Raw genomic sequence first — 23,280 nt, 5'->3', positions numbered from 1 at the left:
TCAGCCCGCCCTTCGCACGGAAAGGAGAGGGATCTTCGACTCCGAGGAGAACGAGTTTCCGCCCACCTGGGGAAGATCGGTCCACTCACGGGAATGCGCTTCGATCGAGTCCGGATAGGAGAGCACCAGCAGGACCCGGTCACGGGCGGCGAGCCGCTGCATCTCGTCGACGATCCGGTGCCGCTCGGCGGGCGTCATCGCGGTCCCCTGCCGCGCGTACAGATCGTCCCATTCCTCGCTGCAGTACCCGGTGTCGTTGAGGATCCCCCAGCTCTGGCAGGTCAGGTAGTTGAGGGTGTCGTCGGGGTCGCCCGTCCCGCCGCTCCAGCCCCACATCGTCATCGCGAAGTCCTGGGACTCGTTGGCCATGACGGCTTCGTTGGCGGCCGCGTTGTCCAGCAGCTTCGCGGTGAGCCGGACACCGATCTTCGCGAAATCGGACCGGACGATCTGGAACGACCGCAGGCCCGCACCGCCGTAGGTGTCCTCCGGCAGGATGACCGGGTAATCCATCGGATGGCCGTTCGCGATCCGGATCCCGTCCGGGCCCTTTCGGTGACCGGCCTGGTCGAGCAGCCGGTTCGCGGCGCCGAGATCGAACGGGGTCGGCTCAAGTGAACGGTCGGCCCAGTTCGCGGTGCCCGGCGGGATGATCGACGCGCCGGGGCGTCCGTGTCCGAGCAACGAGGTCTCGACGATCGCCGCGCGGTTGATCGCGTGGTCGAAGGCCTGGCGCACCAACGGGTCGGCCAGTTCGCGGTGCTCGGGCCGCTGCTTCGGATTCGCGTTGACGGTGATGCTGTCGAATCTCAGTCCCGGCGAGGAGATGACCTCGAATCCCGCCGCTTTCAGGTTGGCGACCGAAGTGGACGGTACCGTCCGGACCGCGTCGATCTGACGGCTCTTCAGTGCCGTGATCATCGCGTCGTCGGAGCTGAAGAACTGGATCCCGAAGCCCGCGATATGCGGCTTCGGACCGTAGTAGGCCGGATTGCGTTTGAACAGGGCGACCTGCTTGGGCACGTGCCGGACCAGGGTGAACGGACCACCGGAGACGACCGGGGCGTTGTTCGGGAAGGTGGTCAGCGCTTCCCCGTCACCGTCCGCGTACTCGCGCCAGACGTGTTCGGGCAGGATCGGCACACTCATGAGCCGGCTGAGCACGTTCGCGACGGGACGGGAATACCGCAGCACCAAGGTGTTCGGGTCAGGCGTGCTCGCTTCGTCCAAATCGGACACATAGTTGGCGAGGCCCGCCGTCGGACCGTCCTTGAACTCGGCGATCGTGTTCAGGGTCCACGCGGCGTCGGTGGCCGTGAGCGGCGCGCCGTCCGACCAGGTGGCGCCGGGGCGGGTGTGGAAGGTCCACGTCCGCCCGTCCTCCGAGGTCGTCCAGTCGCTCGCGAATTCGGCGACGAACTCGCGGTTCGGGTCCAGCTGGACCAGCGTCGGGTAGATCTGCTCGTACACGGCGAACGCCGTCGTCACCACGGAGACGAAGGGGTTCATCGAGTCGATGGCCTGATCGGAGCCGAGACGGTAGATGCCGCCGTCGGCGGTTTCACTCCCCGCCCGGCCGCAGGCGCTCAGGCCGCCGCAGGCCAAGAGCGCCGCGGCGAGTGCGGCTAACGCTTTTCTCATCGCTTCCACCTACGGCGTGAACGTGCGGTACAAGGGACATCCGGAGTAGTCGGCGCGGATCGCGACCCCGTCGACGACGACGTCGAAACGCAGCCGCTCGGGCGACCGCTCGTCCGCTCCGACCCGGAAACCACCGTCCGGCAACGGAACCAGCCGCTCCGGCGCCCCGCCGCAGACGGAGACCCAAAGCTCGTCTTCGAAAGCGTGCACGTGGAGATTCGACAGCCAGGGGTTGTGGCAGCGGTAGTGCCCGACCACGGCCGCCCACCGCTCCGGCGGACTCTGCGCGGGTGGCGGCGCCGGTTTCTTCGGCGGCGGCGCGAACTCGGGCCGGAGGGCGCCGTCACGCTCGGCCCGCGCCTCGGCGGCCAGGTACACCGCCAATTCCTGCCAGGGACCGACGCCGTTGGCCAGGACGACGGCGCCGATCCCCGCGTCCAGATCGCAGGCGATCGCCGCGTAGTAGCCGATCATGCCGCCGGTGTGCCAGGCATGCGGACGACCGTCGAGGTCGCCGACCTGCATGCCGAGCCCGTACGCGCTGCCAGGGAACTCCTCGTCCGGGATGGCGGCCGTGAGCATCTCCCCCGGCTCCCTGCCGATCAGCAACCGCAGCCAGGCCGTCATGTCCCGCGCCGTCGCCGCGACGCAGCCGTCCGCGGTGGCGGTCTCGATCCAAGTGGCGGGGACGACGCCGTCTTCCGGGATCGGGTGGCGGTCGTCGTAGCGCGGCTCGTGGCCCACCGCCAGGCGCGGCCGGAGGTCGTGGGTGATCGCCGGCGCGGAGGCGTGCATCCCGAGTGAGGCGAGCAGATCGCCCACGATCTCGTGGTACGGCCGCCGATGGACGGCTTCCAATACGAGGCCGAGCGCCTTGTACCCGGCGTTCGAGTAGTGGAACCAGGTTCCCGGGGGCGTCGTCGCCTCCGTGTCCCGCAGCGCCCACACCTCGAACGTGGCGTCCGCGGAGACGTCCGAACCGGCGATGATCCCCGCCGTATGGGTCATCAGATGCCGGAGCGTGATCGGTCCATGACTCGACCGCACGGAAAACCACGGCAGATAGGCGGTGACCGGGGAGTCCAGGTCGACGAGTCCGGCATCACGGGCGCGCACCAGCAGCTCGCAGGTGAAACCCTTGGTGATCGACCCGATCTGGAAGAGCGTGTCCTCGGTGACCGGCGAGCCGCCGGCCTTGTCGGCCTCGCCGAACACTCCGGAGGAGAGGACTTCCTCGCGATCGGTGACCGCCACGGAGAGACCCGTGGCGAACGATCGATCGCACAGGATCTTTCGGCAGACTTCGTCCGACACGAAGGATGGGGCTGCGTTCATGCTGACTGAGACCTCCGGGACCTCGGCGTCCCGACCACGGTGGGTCGATGGGCGCCAGTATGTGTCCCGGCCGGAACGGAGCACTTTGGACGAGCCACCAGAGATTCAGGTGTGGCCTTGTGGCTCCGGCCATAGCAGTGGCGGAGGGGCGTCCGCACCGTCCACTAGGGACGAAGGTCGTGGGTGGCGACGCCCCTTCTCCTGCCTAGTCGGACGGAGGCTGGTAGTTCGGGTTCTCCCACACGAAACTGATCTTGTTGCCCTCCGGATCCACGGCGTCCGACAACTTGACGAAGTCGTAGTCCTGGACGGAGCCGCATTCCACGCCCAGGGCGGCGAGTTCGTCGACGTCTTCGACACCGATGACCACGGAGCCCTGGCCCGCGGCCTCCGGGGCGTGGGCCACCTGGATCCACGCGTTTCTTGATTTTCTCCGATGCTATCGTTCACGACGGCACCGACGGTCGATTCCGGCACGGAACGCGATATCCGAATTGTTGCGCCCATCGAAGTGCGAAATCGACCGGTGCCGACAATTCACCTTCCGCCGCTATCGTCGCGAGCGGCAAGGAAGCCCTCACGATCCGTCACTGGCCGCCTCGCCGTGGCTTTACAAGGTCACCTCTATCCTGCTGTCCGTGCCCGGCGGAAGAACAGCGACGACGGCCGCGCGGCTTCTCGCCGTGCTGGCCGTACTCACCGCTGTCGCCTTGCTGCAGAGTGCGCTGTGCAGTGACGGCGCCGCCGCAGCGGGTTCACCTTGCGCTCCCCTGTTCGCCGCCGAAGCGGCCCACACCACGAACCCGGCCGACGAGTGCGAACCGGGCACCTCCCGGCTGAGCGCCGACCACGCGGCCTGGCTGGTCCCGGCCGAACCCCCGCACAACCACCTCGACGACGTCACGGGGGTCGGCGCGGCGCTGCTGGCCGCTCTCGTCTTGCTCGTCCGGCGCCGTCGGCCGGCCACGGCGGGCGTGCCGCCGGGTGCACGGACGTTCGCACGTCCGGCGACAACGCCACTTCTCGTCCAGCTCTGCGTTTCCCGCACCTGATCGGCAGCCCCGGTCGTGACCGGTTCGCCCTCTCGCCGAGGGCGAACCGGTCATGCCATGCCGTCTCCAGCTGCCCGGATCCGAGCTAAGGACTCAGAATGACCAAGAATGCCAAGGTTTCCCTGACGGTCGTGGCCGTCGTCGTCGCGGTGGTGGCCGCGTTGCTCGTCTTCACCAAACTCGGCGAGGACACGCCGGCCGCGCAGCCGGGCGGCGACGGTGCTCCCCCGGCGGTGCCCGCGTCGATCCTGGTCCGGCCGGACAGTCATCGCCTGTCCGATCCGGCCGGTGCGAAGGTGACCGTCGTGGAGTTCCTCGACCTGGAGTGCGAAGCGTGCGGCGCCGCGTTTCCCGGTGTCGAGCGCTTGCGAGCCGAGTACGGCGAAAAGGTCACGTTCGTGATGCGGTACTTCCCGATCCCCAGCCACCAGAACGCCGAACTCGCCGCGCGGGCCGTGGAAGCGGCGGGTAAGCAGGGCAAGCTCGAACCGATGTACCGCCTGATGTTCGAGAGGCAGTCGCAGTGGGGCGATCAGCAGGTCTCCCACCGCGAGACCTTCCTCGGCTTCGCCCGCGAACTCGGCCTGGACCTGCCCGCTTTCGAGACCGCGCTGGACGATCCGGTCACGCTTGGCCGCGTCCTCGCCGACCGCACCGACGGCACGAACATCGGCGTCGAGGGCACGCCGACGTTCTTCGTCAACGGCGTCAAGTTCTCGGGATCACCGTCCTATCAGGCCCTGAAGGCCGTCCTCGACCGGGAGCTGGCGAAATGACGCCTTTCGCCACCCGCGTGACGCCGTGGGTGCTGCTGATCGGCGGCGCGATCGGGCTGCTGGCGTCGCTGACCCTCACCATCGAGAAGATCAAGCTGCTCAAGGACTTCTCCTACATTCCCACCTGCAGCATCAATCCGGTCCTCAGCTGCGGGTCGATCATGAAGACACCGCAGGCGGACCTGCTCGGCTTCCCCAATCCGTTGCTGGGGATCGTCGGGTTCAGCGTGGTCGTCACGACCGGTGTCGCGGTGCTGGGCGGAGCGCGGCTCCCTCGCTGGTACTGGCTGGGCCTGCAAGGGGGCTCACTGCTCGGTGTCCTGTTCGTGCACTGGCTGATGTACCAGAGCCTGTACGTCATCGGCGCGCTGTGCCCGTACTGCATGGTCGTCTGGGCGGTCACCATCGCCGTCTTCTGGTACACGACCCTGCACAACCTCCACAAAGGACGCGCGGTCGTCCGCTACCACAGTGTGGTCCTCGTGGTCTGGTACGCGGCCATCGCCGCCGCGGTCTCGCAGGCCTTTTGGGACTACTGGAAGACCCTCGTCTGAGGCGGTCGCGAAGGCCACCGACCGCCGGTGGCCTTCGCGACCGCGCTACACCGAGACCAGACGCCTGCTCCTGTCGAGACCACGTAGTCCCCACGCGCAGAAGACACCGAGCACGGCCAAGGCGAGCCACGGGATCTCCGGCCAGCCCGCCCGGCGCGCGAGGTCGAAAACCGTACCGGTGAAGAGATTCCCGAGCAGGATGCCCACACCGACGATCGTGTTGTAGAAGCCGTAATGCGTGGCGACCAACCGGTCACCCGACAGCCGGACGACGGTGTCCATCTCGAACGGGAAGACGACGACAGTGCCGATGGCCAGCAACGCGGCGGAGACGAGCAGTCCCGCCCCGGCCGCCGCCGGACCCGCCCGGGCGACCGTCAGCGGCGCGACGAAGGCCGCGGCCATGAACACCATCCCCAAGGCCAGGCAGGTGCCCGGCGACCATCGCGCCTTGAACCAGGCAGTGATCTTGAGCTGACCGGCGATCGCGAGGCCACCCGAGATCACGAACAGCCCGGCGATGAGCGCGGTGGCCGACGTCTCCGAGCCCGTGATCCGGCGCGCCTCCATCGGGAGGGCCAGATAGGTCTGGAAGGAGAGCACATACGAACCGATCATGACCAGCGCGAAGAGCAGGAAGGCACGATTCGCCGCGACGACCCGCCACTCCGACCAGATCGACGACCGTGCGCTCTCGCTTTCGTGCGCGGGCAGCGCACGCACCTGCACCACGGTCAGGACGCCGAACACCGCGGCGGCGACCAGACAGGTCAGCCGGAAATCGACGGCCGTCAACGCCAGTCCGACCACCGGGCCCGCGAGGATCCCGCCCTGGTAGAAGACGTTGAACACCGAGAAGGCCTCCAACCGCCGCTCCCCCGCGTCCGCCGCCAGATAGGCGCGGACCGCCGGGTTGAACAGGGCTCCGGCGAAACCGGTGGCCGCGGAGGCGACGATCAGCGACGGCAGCGAGGACGTCACGCTCAACAACGCGAAACCCGCCGTCCGCAGCACACATCCGGCGACGATGAGCGGTTTGTAGCCGAACCGGTCGGCGAGCGTGCCCCCGACCAGGAACATGCCCTGCTGCGAGAAGTTCCGGATGCCCAGCACGAGGCCGACCGCCCAGCCCGCCAGCCCCAGCCGCCCCGCGAGATAACCCGCGAGATACGGCATCAGCATGTAGAAGCCGACGTTGATGGTGAACTGGTTGACCATCAGCACCTTGCTCGGCCGGTCGAAGGACCGGAACCGCCCGAGGAATCCGGTCACAGCGCGGGATCCACGATCGTGCGGCATCGGGTCCAGCGTTCGACCACCCGCTCGCCGGGATGGCCGACGACGTCGGGCTCCCGGGGTGGGACGACGTCGAGCAGGCCGTGTCCGGCGCAGTACTCGTCGTTGTAGACGGTGTCGAAATAGCGTTGCGGGCCGTCCGGGAAGATCGCGGCGATCCGCACGTCCGGATCGTGTGTGCGGGCCAGCCAGGCCGCGACGAGGGCGACCGCGCCGACGCTCCAGCCGCCCGTCGCGTACTGGGCGGCGGCGAGACGGCGGCAGGTCCAGACGGCTTCGGCGGGCGCGACCCAGTGGATCTCGTCGAAGGCGTCGTAGTCGACGTTGCGCGGATGGATGCTCGACCCGAGCCCGCGCATCAGCCGTGAGGTGGCGGGTTGGCCGAAGATCGTCGACCCGACGGTGTCCACGCCGACCAGGCGCAGATGCGGGAAGTACCGCCGCAGGGCGCGGAAGGTCCCGGCCGAATGCCCGCCGGTGCCGACCGAGCACACCAGGACGTCGATCCGGCCCAGCTGCGCGGCCAGTTCGTCGGCCAACGTCGCGTACGCGGCCACGTTGTCCGGGTTGTGGTACTGGTCGGGGCACCAGGCGCCGGGCCGCTCCTCGAGCACCCGCTGGACCCGATCCCGGCGCGCCTGTTGCCAGCCGCCCTCGGGATGGGGCTCGGTGACGAGGTCGACCCGGGTGCCGTGCGCGGTGAGCATGCGCCGCACGATCGGCTCCATCCCCGGATCCGTGACCAGGGTGACCGGATGCCCGTGGACGATCCCGGCCAGCGCCAGCCCGAGCCCGAGTGTCCCGCTGGTCGACTCGACGATCATCGCGCCGTCCGCCAGCTCCCCTCGGGCCTTGGCCTCTCCCACCATGTGCAACGCGGGGCGGTCTTTCATGCCGCCGGGATTGAAGCCCTCCAGTTTGGCCCAGAAACCCTTGCCGGAACCGGTGAGCCGTTCGTCGATCCAGAGCACGGGCGTGTTGCCGACGGCCAGCGCCGGGGACACGCAGCGCGCGGCGGTACTGAGGAGACGGGAAGGCGCTTGAGGAAGGACAGCGTTCATCGAGGATTCGTCTTTCTGTGCTGTGCGGACCGGACCGGGACGACGCGGAAACGGTCACGTCCGGGAGACGCACAGCTCGGTGAGGATCCGGGGCCCACTTCGGTCGAACGCGGGTGAACGCGGACTTCCCTCGGTGAAATCGGGGAAAACGCGACTGACGGAAAGCGGTGGCACGGAGTCCGGAATGGACGGCGAGCCCTCGCTTCGCACGGCGACCGCGGAGAGCGGGCGGGAGTGCACGTGTCCTTCACTCGGCGGACACGGCGAATCGTGCGAGGCCGCCGCGAGGACGGCCGTTTCACCGTGCCCGTCGAGGCAGCCGTAAGCCTGCGTTCCCGCCACGACCAGCAGCAGCAAGGCCACCACGAGTCGACGAAGAGTAGCCGGAGAGACACTCACGGTTCCCACCGTAGCAAAGATCGACTCGAACTCCCATGGTCATTAGTACTAACTCACTTAGTAGGACTTCACCGGGCGCTCACACCCGCCCCCGTACTACTAAGCGCGATAGTTGAACCTGTGCGACAGGAGATTCGGCACCCGTGACACCACACCGGCGTTCGCCGCGGCACCCCCTCGCCGCCACCGCCGCCCTCATGGTCCTCGGCTTCGGCGCGCTCCCCGCGAGCGCGCAACCGGCACCACCGACGGACAGCCAGGACCCGATGCGGCGCTATCAGGAACTCGGCGCGCAGGCGGCCAAGGCCGACGAGGACCTGCTGGAATCACAAGACCGGCTGAAGACCCGCGAAACCGAACGCGACCAGGCCACCGCCGCCCTCGGCCGCGCCGACGGTGATCTCGCGCGGGCACAGTCGGCCATCGACCGCTTCCGTCCGCAGGTCGAGGCGATCGCGCGGTCCGCGATGAGTGGCGAGCGACTCGGCAACGCCGTCCTCCTGCTCGACAGCGGCAGCAGGCAGGAGTTCCTCGACCGCTCCTCCGCGCTGTCGGTACTGGCCGGAGAAAAGGCCCGGGCGTTGAACGGCCTGCGCGACGCGCTCGGGACGGCGCAGGCGGCCCGCACCACCGCGGCGGACGCGCGGGAAACGGCCCAGCTCGCGGCGAACGACGCGACCACGGCGCTGGACCAGGTCCGCACTCGCAAGAAGGATCTCGACGTCCAGATCGGCAAAGTCCGCGAGGCTCTCGGCGAACTGCCGGCCTCGGACAAGGCGAAACTCGGGAAGGTCCAGGACAAGGGTTCCTATCTCGGCCCGCCCGGCGCCGCGAACGACGCGCTGCAGGCGGCCCTGTCCAAACGGGGCTCGGAATACGAATGGGGTGCCACCGGGCCGCGGGAATTCGACTGCTCCGGGCTGACCTCGTGGGCATACCGGCAAGCGGGCATCTCGCTCCCGCGTACCAGCCGTCAGCAGTACACCGCCGGAAAGGCCGTCCCGCTGGACGGGCTCCTCCCCGGCGACCTCGTCTTCTACGACGACGGCACCGGCGATCCCGGCGCGATCCACCACGTCGGCATGTACGTCGGCGGCGGCAAGATGGTCGACGCGCCGACGGAGGGACAGCTGGTCGACGTCCGGTCGGTCAAGGGCGACGGGCATCTGATGGGCGCGCGGCGCATCGTCGGCTGACCGTGGCGCACGCAGTATCCTTCCGTGCGGAGGTGTCATGCAACGGCTGGGCGAGCTCGAAGCGTCGGTGATGGACGTGCTCTGGAATTCGGCGGAACCCTTGCGAGTCCGCCAGGTGCTCGAGGCGATCAACCGGGATCGCGACCTCGCCTACACCACGGTGATGACGGTGCTGGACAACCTGCATCGCAAGGAATGGGTCGTACGTGAAATGGAGAATCGCGCGTACCGCTATCGCCCCGCGACCACCCGCGAGGAGGCCACCGCGCAAAGCCTGCGCGAACTCCTCGATTCCTCGGAGGACCGGGAATCGGTGCTGTTGCATTTCGCGCGTTCGGTCACCGAAGAGGAGTCGGACATCCTGCGGCGGGCACTGCGCCGGAAGCCGCGGCGATGATCCTGGCGGCGGTGCTCCTGTTCGGTGTCGTGGTGATCGGCTGGTTTTCGCCCCGGTTGCTCGGCAGGCTGACCGCCGGCGGGATCAGTCCCGGAACGGCGCTCGCGTGGTGGTTGCTGACCGCGCTCGGCGTGCTCGCCGGCACCCTCGGCGCGGTCCTGCTCCTCGTCTTGCCCGACCACGGTCCCGCCGCGGCGATCACCCGGATCCTCCACGACTGCTGGGCGGCCGTCGGCCACAGCGGCCTTCCCGCACTCGATCCCGTCGCCGGCACTTTCGCGGGTGCGACGGTCGTGATCGTCACCGTGCGGCTGGCCGTGTCCTCGGCCCGGCGCCGGAAACGCAGCACCCTGCTGCACCGACGGCATCGGGACGTCCTCCGGCTGGCGGGTACCGGCGACGAGCGGCCGATCGCGACGTTGTGGCTGCCCGACGAGCGGCCGATCGCCTACAGCCTCGGCGGCCGCGACGGCCTGATCGTCGCGAGCCGCGGCCTGGCGGGCCGGCTCACCTCCCGGGAACTCAACGCCGTGCTGGCCCACGAACACGCTCATCTGCGCGGCAGGCATCACCTTCTCGCCGGATGCGCCGAAACACTGGGCCGTACGCTGCGGTTCGTCCCGCTCATGCGCGAACTCCCCGGCGCGGTCCGGCTGCTCGTCGAAGCCGCCGCGGACAGGGCCGCGGCGGCCGGGCACGGACCGGAGACCGTGCGCTCGGCCCTGCTGTCGATCCACGCCTCCGGAGGCGGCGACACCGCGCTCCGGCTGCGCTGGCTGGCACGGCATCCCGACGGCCCGTCGCGCTTTCCGGACCGGATGCGCGCCGTCGCGGGCGGAACCCTGGCGCTGTTCGCCCCGCCCGTGCTCACCGTCGGCCTGATGTTCACGGCGGGTCTCCTTTCCTGCTGGTGAGCGAAAGAGACGCGTTCGTCACCGATGCGGACGAACGGGTCCAGCTCCGGACACAATCAGGTGATACACCGTTCTCGACGCTCTTGCCCCCTTTCCCGAACGGGGCAAGAGCGTCGCTGATTGTCGTGCGCGAGTGGACAATCCGGGGACGGTAAATCGGGCAAGCTCCACTCACAAGAGTGAGTAGCGTCGGAGAAAACCCATTCCATTGAGCCGGTAAGGGGAATCACCAGCGCTACTCAAATGGCGGCATTCGGCCGCTACCCCGCTGTCGTAACGTCGATCGAGGAGCGCTTCTCAGTACACACCCCGCAACGAATTCCGCAATCCCATGGAGGTTTTCGTGATCCGACGTCCACATCGCGTCATGACCGCCCTGCTCGGCGCCGCGGCGGCCGTCACCGCCTTCGCGACCCCGGCTTCGGCGGCGACATCCGTGCTGAACGAAGCGGCGGGTCCGGCCACGTTGGCCGCCGCGCAGCAGAAACTCGGCACTTCGCTCGGCGCCGCGTTCGCCGGCTCCTGGTTGGACACGACGACCGGCGACCTGGTCGTCGGCACCACCGACGCGAGCCACTCGGCCAGGATCCGTTCGGCGGGCGCGATCCCGAAGGTGCTGAAGCACAGTTCCGCCGATCTGAAGAAGATCCAGGCCACATTGGACAACAGAACCGCCGGTCTCCCCGGTTCGGTCGCGGGCTGGTACGTCGACGCGCCCGCGAACGAGGTCGTGGTCAGCGTGGTGGGCGGTGATGCCGCAGGCCTGGCCTGGGTGGCGGCGGCCGGGGTCCCGGTCCGGGTGGACCAGGTGAAGAGCGCGCCGCGACCGCTGTGGGACGTGATCGGCGGGCAGGGGCTCTACTTCAGCGGCGGCGCCTGCTCGGTCGGGTTCAACGCCTATGACGACGACGATCGTTACGTGATCACCGCGGGTCACTGCACCGAACTCGGCGGCACCGTGAGTGGCGTCGACGGCACGATCGGCAAGGTCGCGAAGTCGTCCTTCCCCGTCAACGACTACGGCACCGTCAAGGTGACCCACTCCGACGTCGACTCCCCGCCCCGGGTCGACCGCTACGAGGACGGTTCGGACGTGCGGATCGAGGGTGCCGACGTCGTCGGCGTCGGCGGCCGGATCTGCCGGTCCGGGATCACCACCCACTGGCAGTGCGGGCGGGTCGAGGCACTGGACCAGACGGTGAACTACGGCAACGGCAACGTCGTGAAGGGCCTCACCCAGACCGACGCCTGCGCCGAGCCGGGCGACTCCGGCGGCTCGTTCGTCAGCCGTCCGTCGTCGGGTTCCGGCACGAAACTGGTGCAGGCACAGGGCATGACCTCGGGCGGCTCCGGTGACTGCGCTTCGGGTGGCACCACCTTCTTCCAGCCCGTCAAGGAGGTGCTCAACCGCTACGACCTGACGCTCGAAAAGGACTGATCGCCGACGAGGGGCGGCCGCGGTGACGGCCGCCCCTTGATCAGCCCGGCGAGCTCGTGCGCCTCACGGACCAGCGCCTCGATCTCGGTCCACCGGCGGCGGACCCGCTCGTGATCGACCACCAGCGTGCCGGAAACCATGCCCAGGAACAGATTCGCGTCCGCCCCGACTTCGGCGAGCCGCAGGAAGAGATGGCGATCCGCCGCTGTCCCCGCTCCGTGCGCCGCCGCCCATTCACGGGCCCGCAGCCCGGCGTCGTGGCAGATGTCGACGAGGAAGGAACGGATCTCCTCCGACCGGTCCCCCGGGCTCGCGCGCGGTTTCCCCATCAGCGGGAAAATGTTCCAAGCCACCGAGAGCAGGCAGTCGGCCACGTCATCCATCGACTCCACGTCCACCGCGGGGAGTGTTCCGGTCCGCGCCCGTCACCCGGCGGAATGACTCGCGTGAACGGCGGGAACGACCCGATCGGGTCGCCCAGCGCGTCGGCTTTCGCGACACCCGAGTGGCGGTGCGGCGGGTGGTCGTGAGTGGTGAGAACCGCCCCTACAACTCACGACCCACCACGTGAGTCCTGACCGGGATCGTCCTGCACGCCGACCTTCACCAAGGACTCGGCGGGGATCTCGCGTACGTCGACGACCTCCAGCCCGGCGATGAGACCGGACAGTCCTTTGTGGCCTTGAGGCCGGATCGCGAGGATGCCGCTCACGAAGAACAGCAGATTCGCCAGCGGCTCGAATCCGCTGTTGACCGCGGAGGCCAGGGTGAGCAGCGTGAAGTAGCCGCCGGAACCGGCGAGGAATCGCACGACCATCCGCCACAGGGCGGGTTTCCCGCCGTCCGGCCCGGCAGGGCGCAGCAACACGATCCGCTGGCCGAAGCTGGCGCCGTTACCCGCGACGGGGATGACGAACAGCAGGAGCACCGCGGGCAGCAGGGTGCTGGTCAGCGCCCCGACCACGGTGTTCGGTTCGCCCGCCAGCAGGGTCGTCACGATCCCGATGGTGGTGCCGAGCAGGACCACCGAGACGAAGTCGACGGCCATCCCGAGCAGACGGCGGCGCGCGGTGACCGGCCGCGGCGTTCCCGGCGGCGCGGACGGCTCGTTCCCCGGCAGCAGCCGCAGCAAGGGGGCGAGCCCGAAACCGACGGCGGCGCCGAGCGTGTTGGTCAGCAGGTCGTCGACGTCGGCGAGCCGGTACGGGCAGTCGAACAGGAACCAGACCCCGGTGAGCTGGGTGCCTTCGATGAACAGCGAGACCGCGAACCCGATGGCGACGGTGGCGGCGAAACCTCGCCGGAAGAGATGCCGCACGAACATCCCCAGCGGCACGAACAAGGCGACGTTGAAGACCGCCTGCTGGACCGCGGGATTGCGCAGAAAGGCCCTCAGGCCCGCCCCGGTCTGTTCGCGGTGGATGTCGGCGACTAACTGGAACGGGCGCAACTGCAGGTGGCTCGTCGCGTGCTCGGCGCACCATGCCGCCGTCGTCTGCGGGACGGGGAGCAACGTGTACGTCCACAGTGACATGGCGTAGACCAGGAACCCGAACACCAGCAGGACCCGCCAGAGCCCGAGTTCGCCGCGGCGCCGGTAGCTCGCCGCGATGTACGGGACGGCGAGGAGGCCCGCGAGTACGAAACCCGCGAACACCGCGATGATCGCGGAGACGGTCGGATCAGTCACTCGCGGAAGCTAGCAACGCCCGCTCCGGCGCACCCGTTACGCCACCTGGCCGGGTGATGGACTCGGCCGGAGCCAGGGCTCTCTGGTGCGCGAGCGCCGCGATGGCGAAGGTCAGGTGGACGACGACCCAGTTGCGGTCTTCATGGTGGATCCGCTGCAGAAGGTCAAGGGTGGCGTCGCCAGGACTGCGGCCTTGACGGCAGGCGTCGATGAAGGACTGGGTCAGCTCGTCGATGTTCCGGCGGAACTCCGCGAAGGCGTCGGCGGGTTGGGCGTTGGTGCAGCAGTCCACGGTCACGTCACTCAGCGTTCCATAACGCGACGCAAAGTCACGACTTGGCGGTTCCGGAATCACTCACGTGAGGTAGTCCCTGTGCTCTGCGTCACGCCGAAGCGAGGTTGGCGGGCATCCGGCGTTCCCGTTCGGCCGTCTTGGCGCGGCGGGTGACCGGGAAGCGCTGGTCGAGTTCGACCAGCAGCGGGGTCACCGCCATCAGCGTCAGCAGTGCGAACCCGGCGTAGGCGCCCAAAGTCGCGATGATCGTCATTTCTGCCTCCTCGATCCCCGTGCCGCCCGTTCCGGCGGCCTGGAACCAGGATCGCTTCCCGAGGGGGTGCGGCGGATCGGTCATCCGGTGGAGGCGCCTCGACCGGTCGGCCTTTTCGGCACTGACCGTTCGGCCGACCCCGGGCGGCGATGCAGCAGATCGAACCTCGACCACATGGCCTCGGCCGCCTCGATGGATTCGCCGGTACGGACGGGATCGACGGCGGCGAGTTGCGCGACGATCGCCTGCACCAGGCTCATCCCGGCGGTCAGCGACGGGAAAAAGGTCACGCCCTCGGCCGGCACCATCAGCACCTGCTCGACGGCGCCCGCCAACGCGGGGCTCGCCGCGTCGGTGATCGCGAACGCGCGTGCTCCCCTTGCCTTCGCCTCGTTCGCGGCGAGCACCGTACTTTCGTACAGGCGCCAGAAACTGATCGCGATGAGCACGTCTTCGGACGAGAGTTTCGCCGTGGCGTTGGCGAGTTCGGCATCCCCGGCGGTGATCGCGTGGACGTCGTATCCGGCGAGCCGGGCGTTGTGCGCGAACGCGATCCCGACCGCGGCATAACTTCCGTCGGCGATGACGAGCGTGCGGCGCGCGGCGGCGACGGCCTCGGCGACGTTGCGGATCTCGTCCTCGGCGACCCGCCGGTTGAGCAGGCCGAGACCGTCGAGGTCGCGGCGCAGCGACGCCGAACCGGGCGAGTCGACGTCGCGATGCTCCTCGGCCACCTGCGGCGCACTCAGCGACGACATGTACCGCGCCCGCAGCTCCTGTTGCAGCGCGGGCCAGCCGGCGAAACCCAGCGCCTGCGCGGTGCGGGTGACGGTGGCGACGTTGACCCCGGCGAGCTGGGCGAGCTCGGCCGTCGACCCGAACGACGCCCGTCGGGGCTGCGAGACCAGCACCTCGAGGACGGCGGCCGACTTCGGCCGCAGGCCGCGTTCCGGCGTCCGATCCCGGAGCCACGCCTCGAAACCGTCGTCGGTTCCCGTCTCTGTCACGCACACCCTCCCTCGACCGCGCCACGGTAACGCATCGTGCCCGTCGAACCACTTGCAACAACCATTGCAGTTTTGCCGAAACGCAGTATACGTTGTCCGCACTCCTCGTCGCCCGAACCACGGAAGGCGTTCCCCATGACGCTTCTGGCACGACTGGACCGGCTCCCGCTGAGCCGTCCCCATTACGTACTCCTGTTCATCGGCGGGCTCGGTTACACCTTCGACGGCATGGACTCCGCCGTGGTCGCCTTCCTCCTGCCGAGCGCGAAAGCGGCTTGGGGCCTCGACAACGGGCAGCTCGGCTTGATCGGTTCGGCGACGCCGTTCGGCTTCCTCTTCGGCGCGATCGCCGCCGGCCTGCTGGGCGACCGCATCGGCCGCAAGAAGGTCATGATGTACGCGCTGGCCTTCTACGCGGTGTTCTCGGTACTGGCCGCCTTCTCCCCCAACTACGAGATCTTCCTGGGCGCCCGGGTGCTGGCCGGGGCAGGCGCGGGCGCCGAAAGCGCGATCATCGCACCCTTCCTGTCGGAATTCGTCCCCGCCAAACGGCGCGGCTGGTTCGTCGGCGCGCTCGCCGGGTTCTTCTCGTTCGGGTTCGTCATGGCCGCGCTGATCGGCCGGTTCATCGTCCCGACGGTGCCGGAAGGCTGGCGGGTCGCGCAGCTGATCACCGCGCTGCCGATCGTCATGCTGCTGTGGTGGCGGCGTTCCCTGCCGGAATCGCCCAGGTTCCTGGTCGCGAACGGACGGCACGCCGAGGCGGAGAAGATCGTCGCGAAACTGGAGCGAGACGTCGAAAAGGCGACGGGTCGAGCACTTCCGGCCGTGGCCGAGACCGAGGCCCAGCCCGCGACGGAGACACCGAAGGTCAACCTCCTGAGCGCGCTGAAGTTCCTGTGGAGCCCGGCGATGGCCCGCCGCACCGCGGTGATCTGGACCGTGTGGTTCGTGATCACGTTCTCCTACTACGGTTTCTTCTCCTGGATCCCGACGCTGCTCGTCGAGCGGGGGATCACCGTGACCAAGAGCTTCGAGTTCTCGATCATCATCTACCTGGCGCAGATCCCCGGGTACTTCTCCGCGGCCTGGCTGTCGGAACGGCTCGACCGCAAGCACACCATCGCGTTGTACCTCGCGGGCTCGGCGGTGAGCGCGTTCTGGCTGAGCCAGATGGACGCGCCGTGGTCGATCACGCTCGCCGGGGCGGTGCTGTCGTTCTTCCTCAACGGCACCTACGCCGGCGTGTACTCCTACACCCCCGAAGTGTTCCCGACCTGGATCCGCGCCAGCGGGACCGGCCTGTCCAGCGCGTTCGGCCGGGTCGGCAGCATCCTGGCGCCGACGATCATCGGCCTTTCCGCCGCGAGTCTCGGCTTCGCCGGGGTCTTCGGCCTGACCACCGCCGTCCTGGCGGCCGGGGTGGTGTGTGTGGTCGTGTTCGGCCTGTCCACCGCAGGCCGGTCCCTGGAAGAACTCACCGAACACGGCGCGCCCGTGAAAACCGCCAAGGAGATGACGAAGTGACCGTCTCGCTGTCCACTGTGGAGGACAAGACCCGAGCCACGATCGGCGTACGGCTGTTCACCGTGCTGGCGTGGGTGCCCGAACGGCGGGCGTTGCGCCGCGTGCACAGCAGCCACCCGCACGCCTACCCGGTCGGCGGCGAAAAGACCGTCGAGGTGGCCGCGGGCTGGCTGGAGCGGTGCATCACCGGACAGGAACCCTATTTCGGGCCGGACGGCGCGGCGGTGCGGGAGATCTTCGCCGACCACGAACTCATCGACACGCTCGGCTGCGGCGCGGTGATCAACGTCCCGGTGGTGGACGACGGCCGTACCCTCGGCGTTCTCAACATCCTCGACGCCGAAGGCAGTTACGACGACGATTCCGTCGCCGCCGCGCGATCTCTGGCACCGTTGGCGGTGCCCGCCCTGCGCGAGATCCTGGAGGAGACCCGATGACCGGATCGCTGCTGCTGCGCAACGCCCGCCTGCTCGACCCTGTCAAGGGCGAGTACACCGAAGGCGATCTCCGATGCTCCGACGGCCGGATCGTCGAGATCGGCACGAGTCTCGCCTCCGGCGACACCCGGACCGAGGACCTGCGCGGCGCGTTCGTGCTGCCCGGTCTCGTCGACGCGCACGTCCACGTCACCGCGTCGACAGCCGATCTGGGGTCGCTGCCCTCGTCGTCACCGTCTTATGTGACCGCGCACAGCGCCCGCACCATGAGCCGGATGCTGGACCGGGGCTTCACGACGGTCCGGGACGCCTCCGGTGCCGACTACGGCCTCGCCGACGCGCAGGCCGAGGGCCTGTTCCGCGGCCCGCGCCTGCTGTTCTGCGGACGCGCGCTGAGCCAGACCGGCGGCCACGGCGACAGCCGGACCCGCGGCGCCAACGCCAGCGAAGACCACCCGTGCTGCGCGGGTCTCGGCCGGGTCGCCGACGGTGTCGACGCGGTCCGCGCCGCGGCTCGCGACGAACTGCGCAAGGGGGCGCACCACATCAAGGTGATGGCCTCCGGCGGCGTCGCCTCCCCCACCGACAGGGTCGACTCGACGCAGTACTCCGCCGAGGAACTGCGCGCGATCGTCGAGGAGGCGGAAGCGGCTAACCGCTATGTCGCCGCGCACGCGTACACCGCCCGTGCGGTGAACCGCGCGCTGGAGCTCGGCGTGCGGTCGATCGAGCACGGCAACCTCATCGACGACCTCAGTGTCGAGCTGTTCCTCCGGCACGACGCGTACCTCGTGCCGACTTTGGTCACGTACTGGGCGTTGAAGGAGGAAGGTCGCGAGCACGGTCTGCCGGAATCCAGCTGGCGCAAGGTCGACGACGTCCTCGGCGCGGGAATGGCCGCCCTCGAAAAGGCTTCCCGGAGCGGGGTGAAACTGGTGTATGGCAGCGATCTCCTCGGTGGGATGCACCGGCACCAGAACCACGAGTTCCGGCTGCGCGGCGAGGTCCAGCCCGCACTGGACGTGATCCGCTCCGCGACTTCGACGGCGGCGGACCTGCTGAACCTGACCGGCGAGATCGGCACACTGGCCCCGGGCGCGCACGCGGATCTGCTCGTCGTCGACCGGGATCCGCTCGAGGACATCGGCGTCCTGGCGGAGCCGAAGGACTTCCGGCACGTCATCCAGGGCGGGACGGTGGTCTCCGCCTGATGGAGCTGAAGGGCGCTTTCCCCGCATGCGATGCAGGGAAAGCGCCCTTCACCGCATGCGATGCGGGGAAGGGCCCCTTCAGCCAGCTCAGAGGACGAAGCCCGCGGGGAAGGGATCGTCCGGGTCGAGCAGATAGGTCGCGTTGCCGGTGATCCAAGCCCGCCCGGAGAACTCCGGCACCACGGCGGGGACACCTCCGACGGTGGTCTCGGCCACCAGTTCCCCGGTGAACGTGGTCCCGATGAACGAGCTGTTCTCGAACGGCGTGTGCAGCGGCAACTCGCCGCGGGCGTGCAGCTGGGCCATCCGGGCCGACGTGCCGGTGCCGCACGGCGACCGGTCGAACCAGCCGGGGTGGATCGCCATCGCGTTCCGCGACGCGCGGGCGTCCGATCCCGGCGCGAGGAACTGGACGTGCTTGCAGCCGCCGATCAGCGGGTCGGCCGGATGCTTCGGCGGACGCTGGTCATCGATCGCCGCCATGATGTCCAGTCCCGCCGCGAGGATCCGGTCCTTTTCCGTCCGCTCGAACGGGATGTCCACTTGGGACAGTTCCAGGATGGCGTAGAAGTTGCCGCCGTAAGCCAGGTCGTAGCGCACCTCGCCGAGCCCCGGGACCTCGACCGACGCGTCCCGCTCGGCGAGGAACGACGCGACGTTGCGCAGCTTGACCCGTTCCGCCCTGCCGTCCCGGACGTCGACCTCGGCGTGCACCAGCCCGGCCGGGGTGTCCAGGCGCACCACGGTCTTCGGTTCGGTCACCTCGACCATCCCGGTCTCCACCAGCACGGTCGCCACACCGATCGTGCCGTGCCCGCACATCGGCAGGCAGCCCGACACCTCGATGTAGACCACGCCCCAGTCTGCGTCCGGACGGGCCGGTGGCTGCAGGATCGCGCCGCTCATCGCGGAGTGGCCGCGCGGCTCGTTCATCAGGAACTGTCGCAGGTGGTCCAGGTGGTCCATGAAGTACCGGCGGCGTTCGGCCATCGTGTCGCCCGGGATGACGCCGACCCCGCCGGTCACCACCCGGGTCGGCATGCCCTCGGTATGCGAGTCGACGGCGGTGATCGACCGGATCGACCGCACCTACCCCACCCCCAGCGAGGCGAGCGCGCGGCGCATGTCGGCGGTGACCTGCTCGCGGTGCTCGTCGGTCAGCGGTCCGCGCGGCGGACGGCACGGTCCGCCGTAGCGGCCGACGAGATCCATACCGAGTTTGATCGCCTGCACGAACTCCGTGCGCGAGTCCCAGCGGAACGCGGCCACCAGCGGTTCGTACAGCGCCCTGGCCTCCTCGAGTTTGCCCGCCCTCGCCAGGTCGAACAGGCGCACCGACTCGGCAGGGAACACGTTGGGGAAGCCGGCGAACCAGCCTGTCGCGCCCATCAGCAGGCTTTCCAGCACGACGTCGTCGGCGCCGCTGATCACGTCGAGGCCCGGCGCCTGCTCCCGGATCTCCAGCACCCGCCGGACGTCACCGGAGAACTCCTTGACCGCCACCACGTTGTCGATCGCCGCGATCTCGGCCAGCAGCGCCGGGGTGAGGTCGACCTTGGTGTCGATGGGGTTGTTGTAGACCATCACCGGCAGGCCGACCGACGCCACCGCCTCGAAATGCGCGAGCACCTCGCCGTGGTTCGCGCGGTACATCGTGGGCGGCAGGCACAACAGGCCGTGCGCACCGTCTTCGGCGGCGAGTTCGGCCCAGTGCCTGGCCTGATGCGACCCGGGGCCGTGGACGCCGACGACGACGATGCCGTCCTCCCCCACGGTTTCGATCGCGGTGCGGGCGACGCGACGCCGTTCGTCGTCGGTGAGCGACGAGTACTCGCCGAGGGATCCATTCGGGCCGACGCCCCGGCAGCCGTTGTCGATCAGCCACCGGCAGTGGGCGGCGTAGGCGTCGTAGTCCACGGCCAGCCCGGCGGGCGCCGTCGCGTCCACCCGGTACGGGAGGGCGGTCGCGACGACGACGCCACCGAGGTCGGGGGTGCTCATCCAGGTTCTCCTTCGGTTCGGGCGGCGAGTTCGCCGAGCCGGATCGGCTGGGCGATCGGGCGGTGGTGCCGTTCGGTACCACCGCAGAGTTCGGACACGGCGGGACCGCACATCCGGCCCTGACACGGGCCGAGGCCCGCCCGGGTGCCGAGTTTCAGCGCGTGCGGGCCGGGACGGGCCGGGTCCGTGGTCGCGCGGACGAGTTCGCCGTAGGTCGTTTCCTCGCAACGGCAGACGATCGTGTCCTCGCGCAGCCAGCTTCGCCAGGCCGTGCCGATCGGATGAGCCGAGGCGAGACGCCCGGCGAACGTGAGGGCGCGGTCGCGTGCGCGGATCAACGCCGGAGCGGGCTTCTCCCCCGCCGCGGCCCGGCCCGCCACAGCGCCTTCGGCCGCCGAGGTGACCGCGCCGCCGATACCGGTGATCTCGCCCGCGGCGAAGACACCGTCCACTGTGGTCCGTTGCTCGCCGTCCACCTTCACGAAACCACCGTCCAGGACACAGCCCGCGGCGACGGCCAGTTCGGGCTGCGGGACGAAACCGTGCCCGACGCAGACCGCGTCGACCTCGTACGTCCGCTCGGTGCCGGGGATGATCGACCAGTCCGCGCGGACCCCGGCGGTCACGACCTCGCGGACGCTGTCCGCACCCCGTGCCTCGATCACGGCCCGGCCGAACCGGTACGGGACACGATGACGGGCCAGTGTCGCGGCGTAGCGGCCCAGTTCGCCCGCCTTGCCCGCCTGAGCCGCCAGCCGCCACGGCCGCGCCGACCATCCTTTTCGGACGGTCGTGAACGGGTTCGCCTCCAGCACGGCGACCACCTCGGCCCCGACGTCCAGCAGCGATTCCGCCACCGGCAGCAGGAACGGTCCGGCTCCGGCGACGAGGACCCGCCCGCCGATCGCGACCCGCTCCCCTTTCGCCAGCGCCTGCGCCGCGCCCGCGGTGTACACGCCGGGCAGTTCCCAGCCGGGAAACGGCAGGGTGCGGTCGTGCGCGCCGGTCGCCAGGATCAGCGCGTCGGGAACCAGGGTGAGCCGTCGCCGTCCGCTGCCGTCCGGCTGCCCCCGCAGCACGTGCAGGCGATTCTCCACCCGGTCGAACGCCCAGACGGCCGCGCCGGGCCACCACCGGCACCTCGGATGCGCGAGAAGACGGCGGCGCCGGTCGAAGTCCGATCGGCCATGCCGTGCCGCGTCGGCCCCCGGCGGCCTGCGGTGGTACTGGCCGCCGGGCGACTCCGCCTGGTCCAGCACCGTGACGCGGGCACCGGCCCGCAAGGCGTGCTCGACGGCCGCGAGCCCGGCGGGCCCGGCGCCGACGATCACCACATGCCGGCTCACGTGTTCTCCTCCCGTGACTGGGTGCGGATCTCGTCGCCGTCGGCGGCCGGACGGCGGCACGCGCGGACGTCGGGCACGTCGTTGACCGTGAGCAGGCAATCGAAGCACGCGCCGATGCCGCAGAAAACGCCGCGCGGTGCACCGGAACGCGTGGTGCGCCAGGAGATCCGGCCCGCGGCGAGCAGTACTCCCGCCACGCTTTGGCCCGCGATCCCGGTCAGGGCTTCGCCGTCGACGGTGATCCGGATCGGCCGGTCGCTCACGCGGCCACCTCGGCCAGTACCGCCGGACGGGCAGGCGTGAACTCGTCGACCGGCATCGCGGGCTCCGTCCCGGTGAGCAGTTCGCGCAGCAGCAGCGCGGTTCCGACGCTCAGCCCGATGCCGGCGCCTTCGTGTCCGGTGGTGTGCCAAAGGTTCCCCAGCCGCGGATCCTCGCCGAGGACCGGGAGGTGATCGTCCACGTAGGGCCGGAAACCGCCGTACGCCCGCATCACCGCGACGTCGGCGAGCGACGGGAACAGCCGCAAGGCCTTGACCGCGATGGCGCTCAGCACGTCCGGCCGGATGGCGTCGTCGAACTCCACCCGGCGGCGTGACGAGCCGATCAGCACGGAGCCACCCCAGGTCGACTCGACGACGGCGGAGGTCTGCAGTTCCCCCGAATCGGCGCCGACCGCGCCGACGTAATCGGCGTCGTAGACCTTGTGCCGGATCACACCGGGCATCGGGGTGGTCACCAGCACCTCACCCCGGCGAGGGCGGATCGCGATCGGTGCGCCGAGAAGCGCCGACACCTGACCGGCCCACGGACCGGCGGCGTTCACGACGATGTCGGCCTCGATGACCTCACCAGGCACGCGGACGCCGGTGATCCGTCCACTTCGGACGGACGCGCCGAGGACCTCGGTGTCGGACCGCAGCCGCGCGCCGTGGCGCAGCGCCGAGCCCAGCAGCGCCAGCGCCGCTCCCGCGGGCTGGACCTGAGCGTCCTCCGGGTAGTGGAACGCGGCGGTCACCTCGCGGGTGAGCGCGGGTTCGGCGTCGGCGAGTTCCTGGGGAGACAACGGTTCCGCGCGGACACCGGTTTGCGTACCGGCGAACGAGGTGAGGGCGCGGGCGCCGTCCTCCGTGGTGGCGACCACGATGCCGCCCTTGGGGTCGTACTCGATCGCCGAGGCGGCCCGCGCGTCCTCGTCGGCGATCTCGGCGACCACTCGCGGCCACAGGCGTGCCGAAAGCTTCGCGAGTTCGAGTTCGGCGCCCGGTCCTTTGTCGGAGACGAGGACGTTGCCCTCACCGTGCGAAGTGGTGCCCCCGGCGGGGCGGCCGCGATCCACGACCACGACGTCGAAGCCCGAAAGGCTCAGCTCGCGGGCGCACGCGGCGCCGACGATACCGGCACCGAGGACGACCGCACGCGTTCGGTTCATCGACCCTCCAGCGTTCGGTAAA

The 23,280-nt window shown here is 69.5% G+C and carries 26 protein-coding genes; 10 read left to right on the top strand and 16 right to left on the bottom strand.

What is annotated here, in order from left to right; translation table 11 throughout:
• The 3 genes from HDA45_RS39595 to HDA45_RS39585 form a co-directional block, all read right to left on the bottom strand.
• A complete protein-coding gene (locus HDA45_RS39595) occupies positions 1 to 1,641 on the bottom strand; it encodes an ABC transporter substrate-binding protein (protein WP_184904296.1) in 1,641 nt (546 codons plus the stop codon).
• Between the two features lie 9 nt (positions 1,642 to 1,650).
• Positions 1,651 to 2,976, bottom strand: a complete 1,326-nt coding sequence (locus HDA45_RS39590) for a serine hydrolase domain-containing protein (RefSeq protein ID WP_184904294.1) — start codon at positions 2,974 to 2,976, stop codon at positions 1,651 to 1,653.
• A gap of 205 nt (positions 2,977 to 3,181) precedes the next feature.
• Entirely contained in the window at positions 3,182 to 3,382 is a 201-nt protein-coding gene (locus HDA45_RS39585; protein ID WP_184904292.1) for a hypothetical protein, read from the bottom strand.
• Positions 3,383 to 3,614: 232 nt separating this feature from the next.
• On the opposite strand from HDA45_RS39585, the gene HDA45_RS39580 reads away from it, so the two are divergent.
• The 3 genes from HDA45_RS39580 to HDA45_RS39570 all read left to right on the top strand — a co-directional run bounded on the left by HDA45_RS39580 (position 3,615) and on the right by HDA45_RS39570 (position 5,358).
• Positions 3,615 to 4,028 carry an MYXO-CTERM sorting domain-containing protein gene (locus HDA45_RS39580; RefSeq protein ID WP_184904290.1) on the top strand — a complete coding sequence of 138 codons (414 nt, stop codon included), beginning with the start codon at positions 3,615 to 3,617 and terminating at the stop codon, positions 4,026 to 4,028.
• Between the two features lie 98 nt (positions 4,029 to 4,126).
• A complete protein-coding gene (locus tag HDA45_RS39575; protein ID WP_184904288.1) occupies positions 4,127 to 4,804 on the top strand; it encodes a DsbA family protein in 678 nt (225 codons plus the stop codon).
• The gene (locus HDA45_RS39570; protein ID WP_184904286.1) at positions 4,801 to 5,358 is read left to right on the top strand and encodes a vitamin K epoxide reductase family protein; all 558 of its coding nucleotides are present in this window, start codon (positions 4,801 to 4,803) and stop codon (positions 5,356 to 5,358) included. Before HDA45_RS39575 ends, HDA45_RS39570 begins: the two co-directional genes overlap by 4 nt.
• A gap of 45 nt (positions 5,359 to 5,403) precedes the next feature.
• Here the strand turns inward: HDA45_RS39570 and HDA45_RS39565 are convergent, their stop codons facing one another.
• From HDA45_RS39565 to HDA45_RS39555, 3 genes are read right to left on the bottom strand one after another with little or no spacing between them, the layout of a single operon-like run.
• Complete coding sequence (locus HDA45_RS39565; RefSeq protein ID WP_343072317.1) at positions 5,404 to 6,630, bottom strand: MDR family MFS transporter; 1,227 nt, start codon at positions 6,628 to 6,630, stop codon at positions 5,404 to 5,406.
• Positions 6,627 to 7,715, bottom strand: a complete 1,089-nt coding sequence (locus HDA45_RS39560) for a PLP-dependent cysteine synthase family protein (protein ID WP_184904282.1) — start codon at positions 7,713 to 7,715, stop codon at positions 6,627 to 6,629. The genes HDA45_RS39565 and HDA45_RS39560 overlap by 4 nt, the downstream gene beginning before the upstream one ends.
• A 54-nt stretch (positions 7,716 to 7,769) precedes the next feature.
• Positions 7,770 to 8,081 (bottom strand): hypothetical protein, encoded by a 312-nt coding sequence (locus HDA45_RS39555; protein ID WP_343072262.1) that lies wholly within the window; start codon positions 8,079 to 8,081, stop codon positions 7,770 to 7,772.
• A gap of 176 nt (positions 8,082 to 8,257) precedes the next feature.
• On the opposite strand from HDA45_RS39555, the gene HDA45_RS39550 reads away from it, so the two are divergent.
• The 4 genes from HDA45_RS39550 (at position 8,258) to HDA45_RS39535 (ending at position 12,059) form a co-directional block, all read left to right on the top strand.
• Positions 8,258 to 9,310 carry an NlpC/P60 family protein gene (locus tag HDA45_RS39550; RefSeq protein ID WP_184904280.1) on the top strand — a complete coding sequence of 351 codons (1,053 nt, stop codon included), beginning with the start codon at positions 8,258 to 8,260 and terminating at the stop codon, positions 9,308 to 9,310.
• A gap of 37 nt (positions 9,311 to 9,347) precedes the next feature.
• Positions 9,348 to 9,707 (top strand): BlaI/MecI/CopY family transcriptional regulator, encoded by a 360-nt coding sequence (locus HDA45_RS39545; RefSeq protein ID WP_184904278.1) that lies wholly within the window; start codon positions 9,348 to 9,350, stop codon positions 9,705 to 9,707.
• Complete coding sequence (locus tag HDA45_RS39540; RefSeq protein WP_184904276.1) at positions 9,704 to 10,621, top strand: M56 family metallopeptidase; 918 nt, start codon at positions 9,704 to 9,706, stop codon at positions 10,619 to 10,621. The genes HDA45_RS39545 and HDA45_RS39540 overlap by 4 nt, the downstream gene beginning before the upstream one ends.
• Positions 10,622 to 10,964: 343 nt before the next feature.
• Entirely contained in the window at positions 10,965 to 12,059 is a 1,095-nt protein-coding gene (locus tag HDA45_RS39535) for an alpha-lytic protease prodomain-containing protein (RefSeq protein WP_184904274.1), read from the top strand.
• On the opposite strand, the gene HDA45_RS39530 is transcribed toward HDA45_RS39535, so the two are convergent.
• The 5 genes from HDA45_RS39530 to HDA45_RS39510 all read right to left on the bottom strand — a co-directional run bounded on the left by HDA45_RS39530 (position 12,032) and on the right by HDA45_RS39510 (position 15,304).
• Positions 12,032 to 12,442 (bottom strand): hypothetical protein, encoded by a 411-nt coding sequence (locus HDA45_RS39530; RefSeq protein WP_221471361.1) that lies wholly within the window; start codon positions 12,440 to 12,442, stop codon positions 12,032 to 12,034. The two genes, HDA45_RS39535 and HDA45_RS39530, sit on opposite strands and share 28 nt — an antisense overlap.
• A gap of 170 nt (positions 12,443 to 12,612) precedes the next feature.
• A complete protein-coding gene (locus HDA45_RS39525; RefSeq protein ID WP_343072261.1) occupies positions 12,613 to 13,749 on the bottom strand; it encodes a VanZ family protein in 1,137 nt (378 codons plus the stop codon).
• Positions 13,742 to 14,047 (bottom strand): hypothetical protein, encoded by a 306-nt coding sequence (locus tag HDA45_RS39520; protein ID WP_184904270.1) that lies wholly within the window; start codon positions 14,045 to 14,047, stop codon positions 13,742 to 13,744. The genes HDA45_RS39525 and HDA45_RS39520 overlap by 8 nt, the downstream gene beginning before the upstream one ends.
• A gap of 85 nt (positions 14,048 to 14,132) precedes the next feature.
• Positions 14,133 to 14,297 carry a hypothetical protein gene (locus HDA45_RS39515; RefSeq protein WP_184904268.1) on the bottom strand — a complete coding sequence of 55 codons (165 nt, stop codon included), beginning with the start codon at positions 14,295 to 14,297 and terminating at the stop codon, positions 14,133 to 14,135.
• 80 nt (positions 14,298 to 14,377) lie between these two features.
• On the bottom strand, positions 14,378 to 15,304 hold the full coding sequence (locus tag HDA45_RS39510) for an SIS domain-containing protein (RefSeq protein WP_184904266.1): 927 nt from the start codon (positions 15,302 to 15,304) through the stop codon (positions 14,378 to 14,380).
• Between the two features lie 135 nt (positions 15,305 to 15,439).
• Here HDA45_RS39510 and HDA45_RS39505 point away from each other — a divergent pair, with 135 nt between their 5' ends.
• The 3 genes from HDA45_RS39505 to HDA45_RS39495 are packed head-to-tail and all read left to right on the top strand — an operon-like array spanning position 15,440 to position 18,479.
• Positions 15,440 to 16,831: an MFS transporter gene (locus HDA45_RS39505; protein WP_184904264.1), complete on the top strand. Its 1,392-nt coding sequence runs from the start codon at positions 15,440 to 15,442 to the stop codon at positions 16,829 to 16,831.
• On the top strand, positions 16,828 to 17,268 hold the full coding sequence (locus tag HDA45_RS39500; protein WP_184904262.1) for a GAF domain-containing protein: 441 nt from the start codon (positions 16,828 to 16,830) through the stop codon (positions 17,266 to 17,268). Before HDA45_RS39505 ends, HDA45_RS39500 begins: the two co-directional genes overlap by 4 nt.
• On the top strand, positions 17,265 to 18,479 hold the full coding sequence (locus HDA45_RS39495) for a metal-dependent hydrolase family protein (RefSeq protein WP_184904260.1): 1,215 nt from the start codon (positions 17,265 to 17,267) through the stop codon (positions 18,477 to 18,479). Before HDA45_RS39500 ends, HDA45_RS39495 begins: the two co-directional genes overlap by 4 nt.
• Positions 18,480 to 18,566: 87 nt before the next feature.
• Here HDA45_RS39495 and HDA45_RS39490 read toward each other — a convergent pair whose 3' ends face one another.
• The 5 genes from HDA45_RS39490 to HDA45_RS39470 are packed head-to-tail and all read right to left on the bottom strand — an operon-like array spanning position 18,567 to position 23,258.
• On the bottom strand, positions 18,567 to 19,568 hold the full coding sequence (locus tag HDA45_RS39490) for a proline racemase family protein (protein WP_184904258.1): 1,002 nt from the start codon (positions 19,566 to 19,568) through the stop codon (positions 18,567 to 18,569).
• The gene (locus HDA45_RS39485; RefSeq protein ID WP_184904256.1) at positions 19,569 to 20,480 is read right to left on the bottom strand and encodes a dihydrodipicolinate synthase family protein; all 912 of its coding nucleotides are present in this window, start codon (positions 20,478 to 20,480) and stop codon (positions 19,569 to 19,571) included.
• Positions 20,477 to 21,826: an FAD-dependent oxidoreductase gene (locus HDA45_RS39480; RefSeq protein ID WP_184904254.1), complete on the bottom strand. Its 1,350-nt coding sequence runs from the start codon at positions 21,824 to 21,826 to the stop codon at positions 20,477 to 20,479. Before HDA45_RS39480 ends, HDA45_RS39485 begins: the two co-directional genes overlap by 4 nt.
• On the bottom strand, positions 21,823 to 22,089 hold the full coding sequence (locus HDA45_RS39475; protein ID WP_184904252.1) for a 2Fe-2S iron-sulfur cluster-binding protein: 267 nt from the start codon (positions 22,087 to 22,089) through the stop codon (positions 21,823 to 21,825). The genes HDA45_RS39480 and HDA45_RS39475 overlap by 4 nt, the downstream gene beginning before the upstream one ends.
• Positions 22,086 to 23,258: an NAD(P)/FAD-dependent oxidoreductase gene (locus HDA45_RS39470; protein ID WP_184904250.1), complete on the bottom strand. Its 1,173-nt coding sequence runs from the start codon at positions 23,256 to 23,258 to the stop codon at positions 22,086 to 22,088. Before HDA45_RS39470 ends, HDA45_RS39475 begins: the two co-directional genes overlap by 4 nt.
• Between the last annotated feature and the right edge of the window lie 22 nt (positions 23,259 to 23,280).

The organism is Amycolatopsis umgeniensis, from assembly GCF_014205155.1.
In the GTDB taxonomy this organism is placed as follows: Bacteria; Actinomycetota; Actinomycetes; order Mycobacteriales; family Pseudonocardiaceae; genus Amycolatopsis; species Amycolatopsis umgeniensis.
The sequence above is the reverse complement of the archived record's forward strand: the minus strand, read 5'-3'. Positions and strand labels throughout refer to the sequence as shown.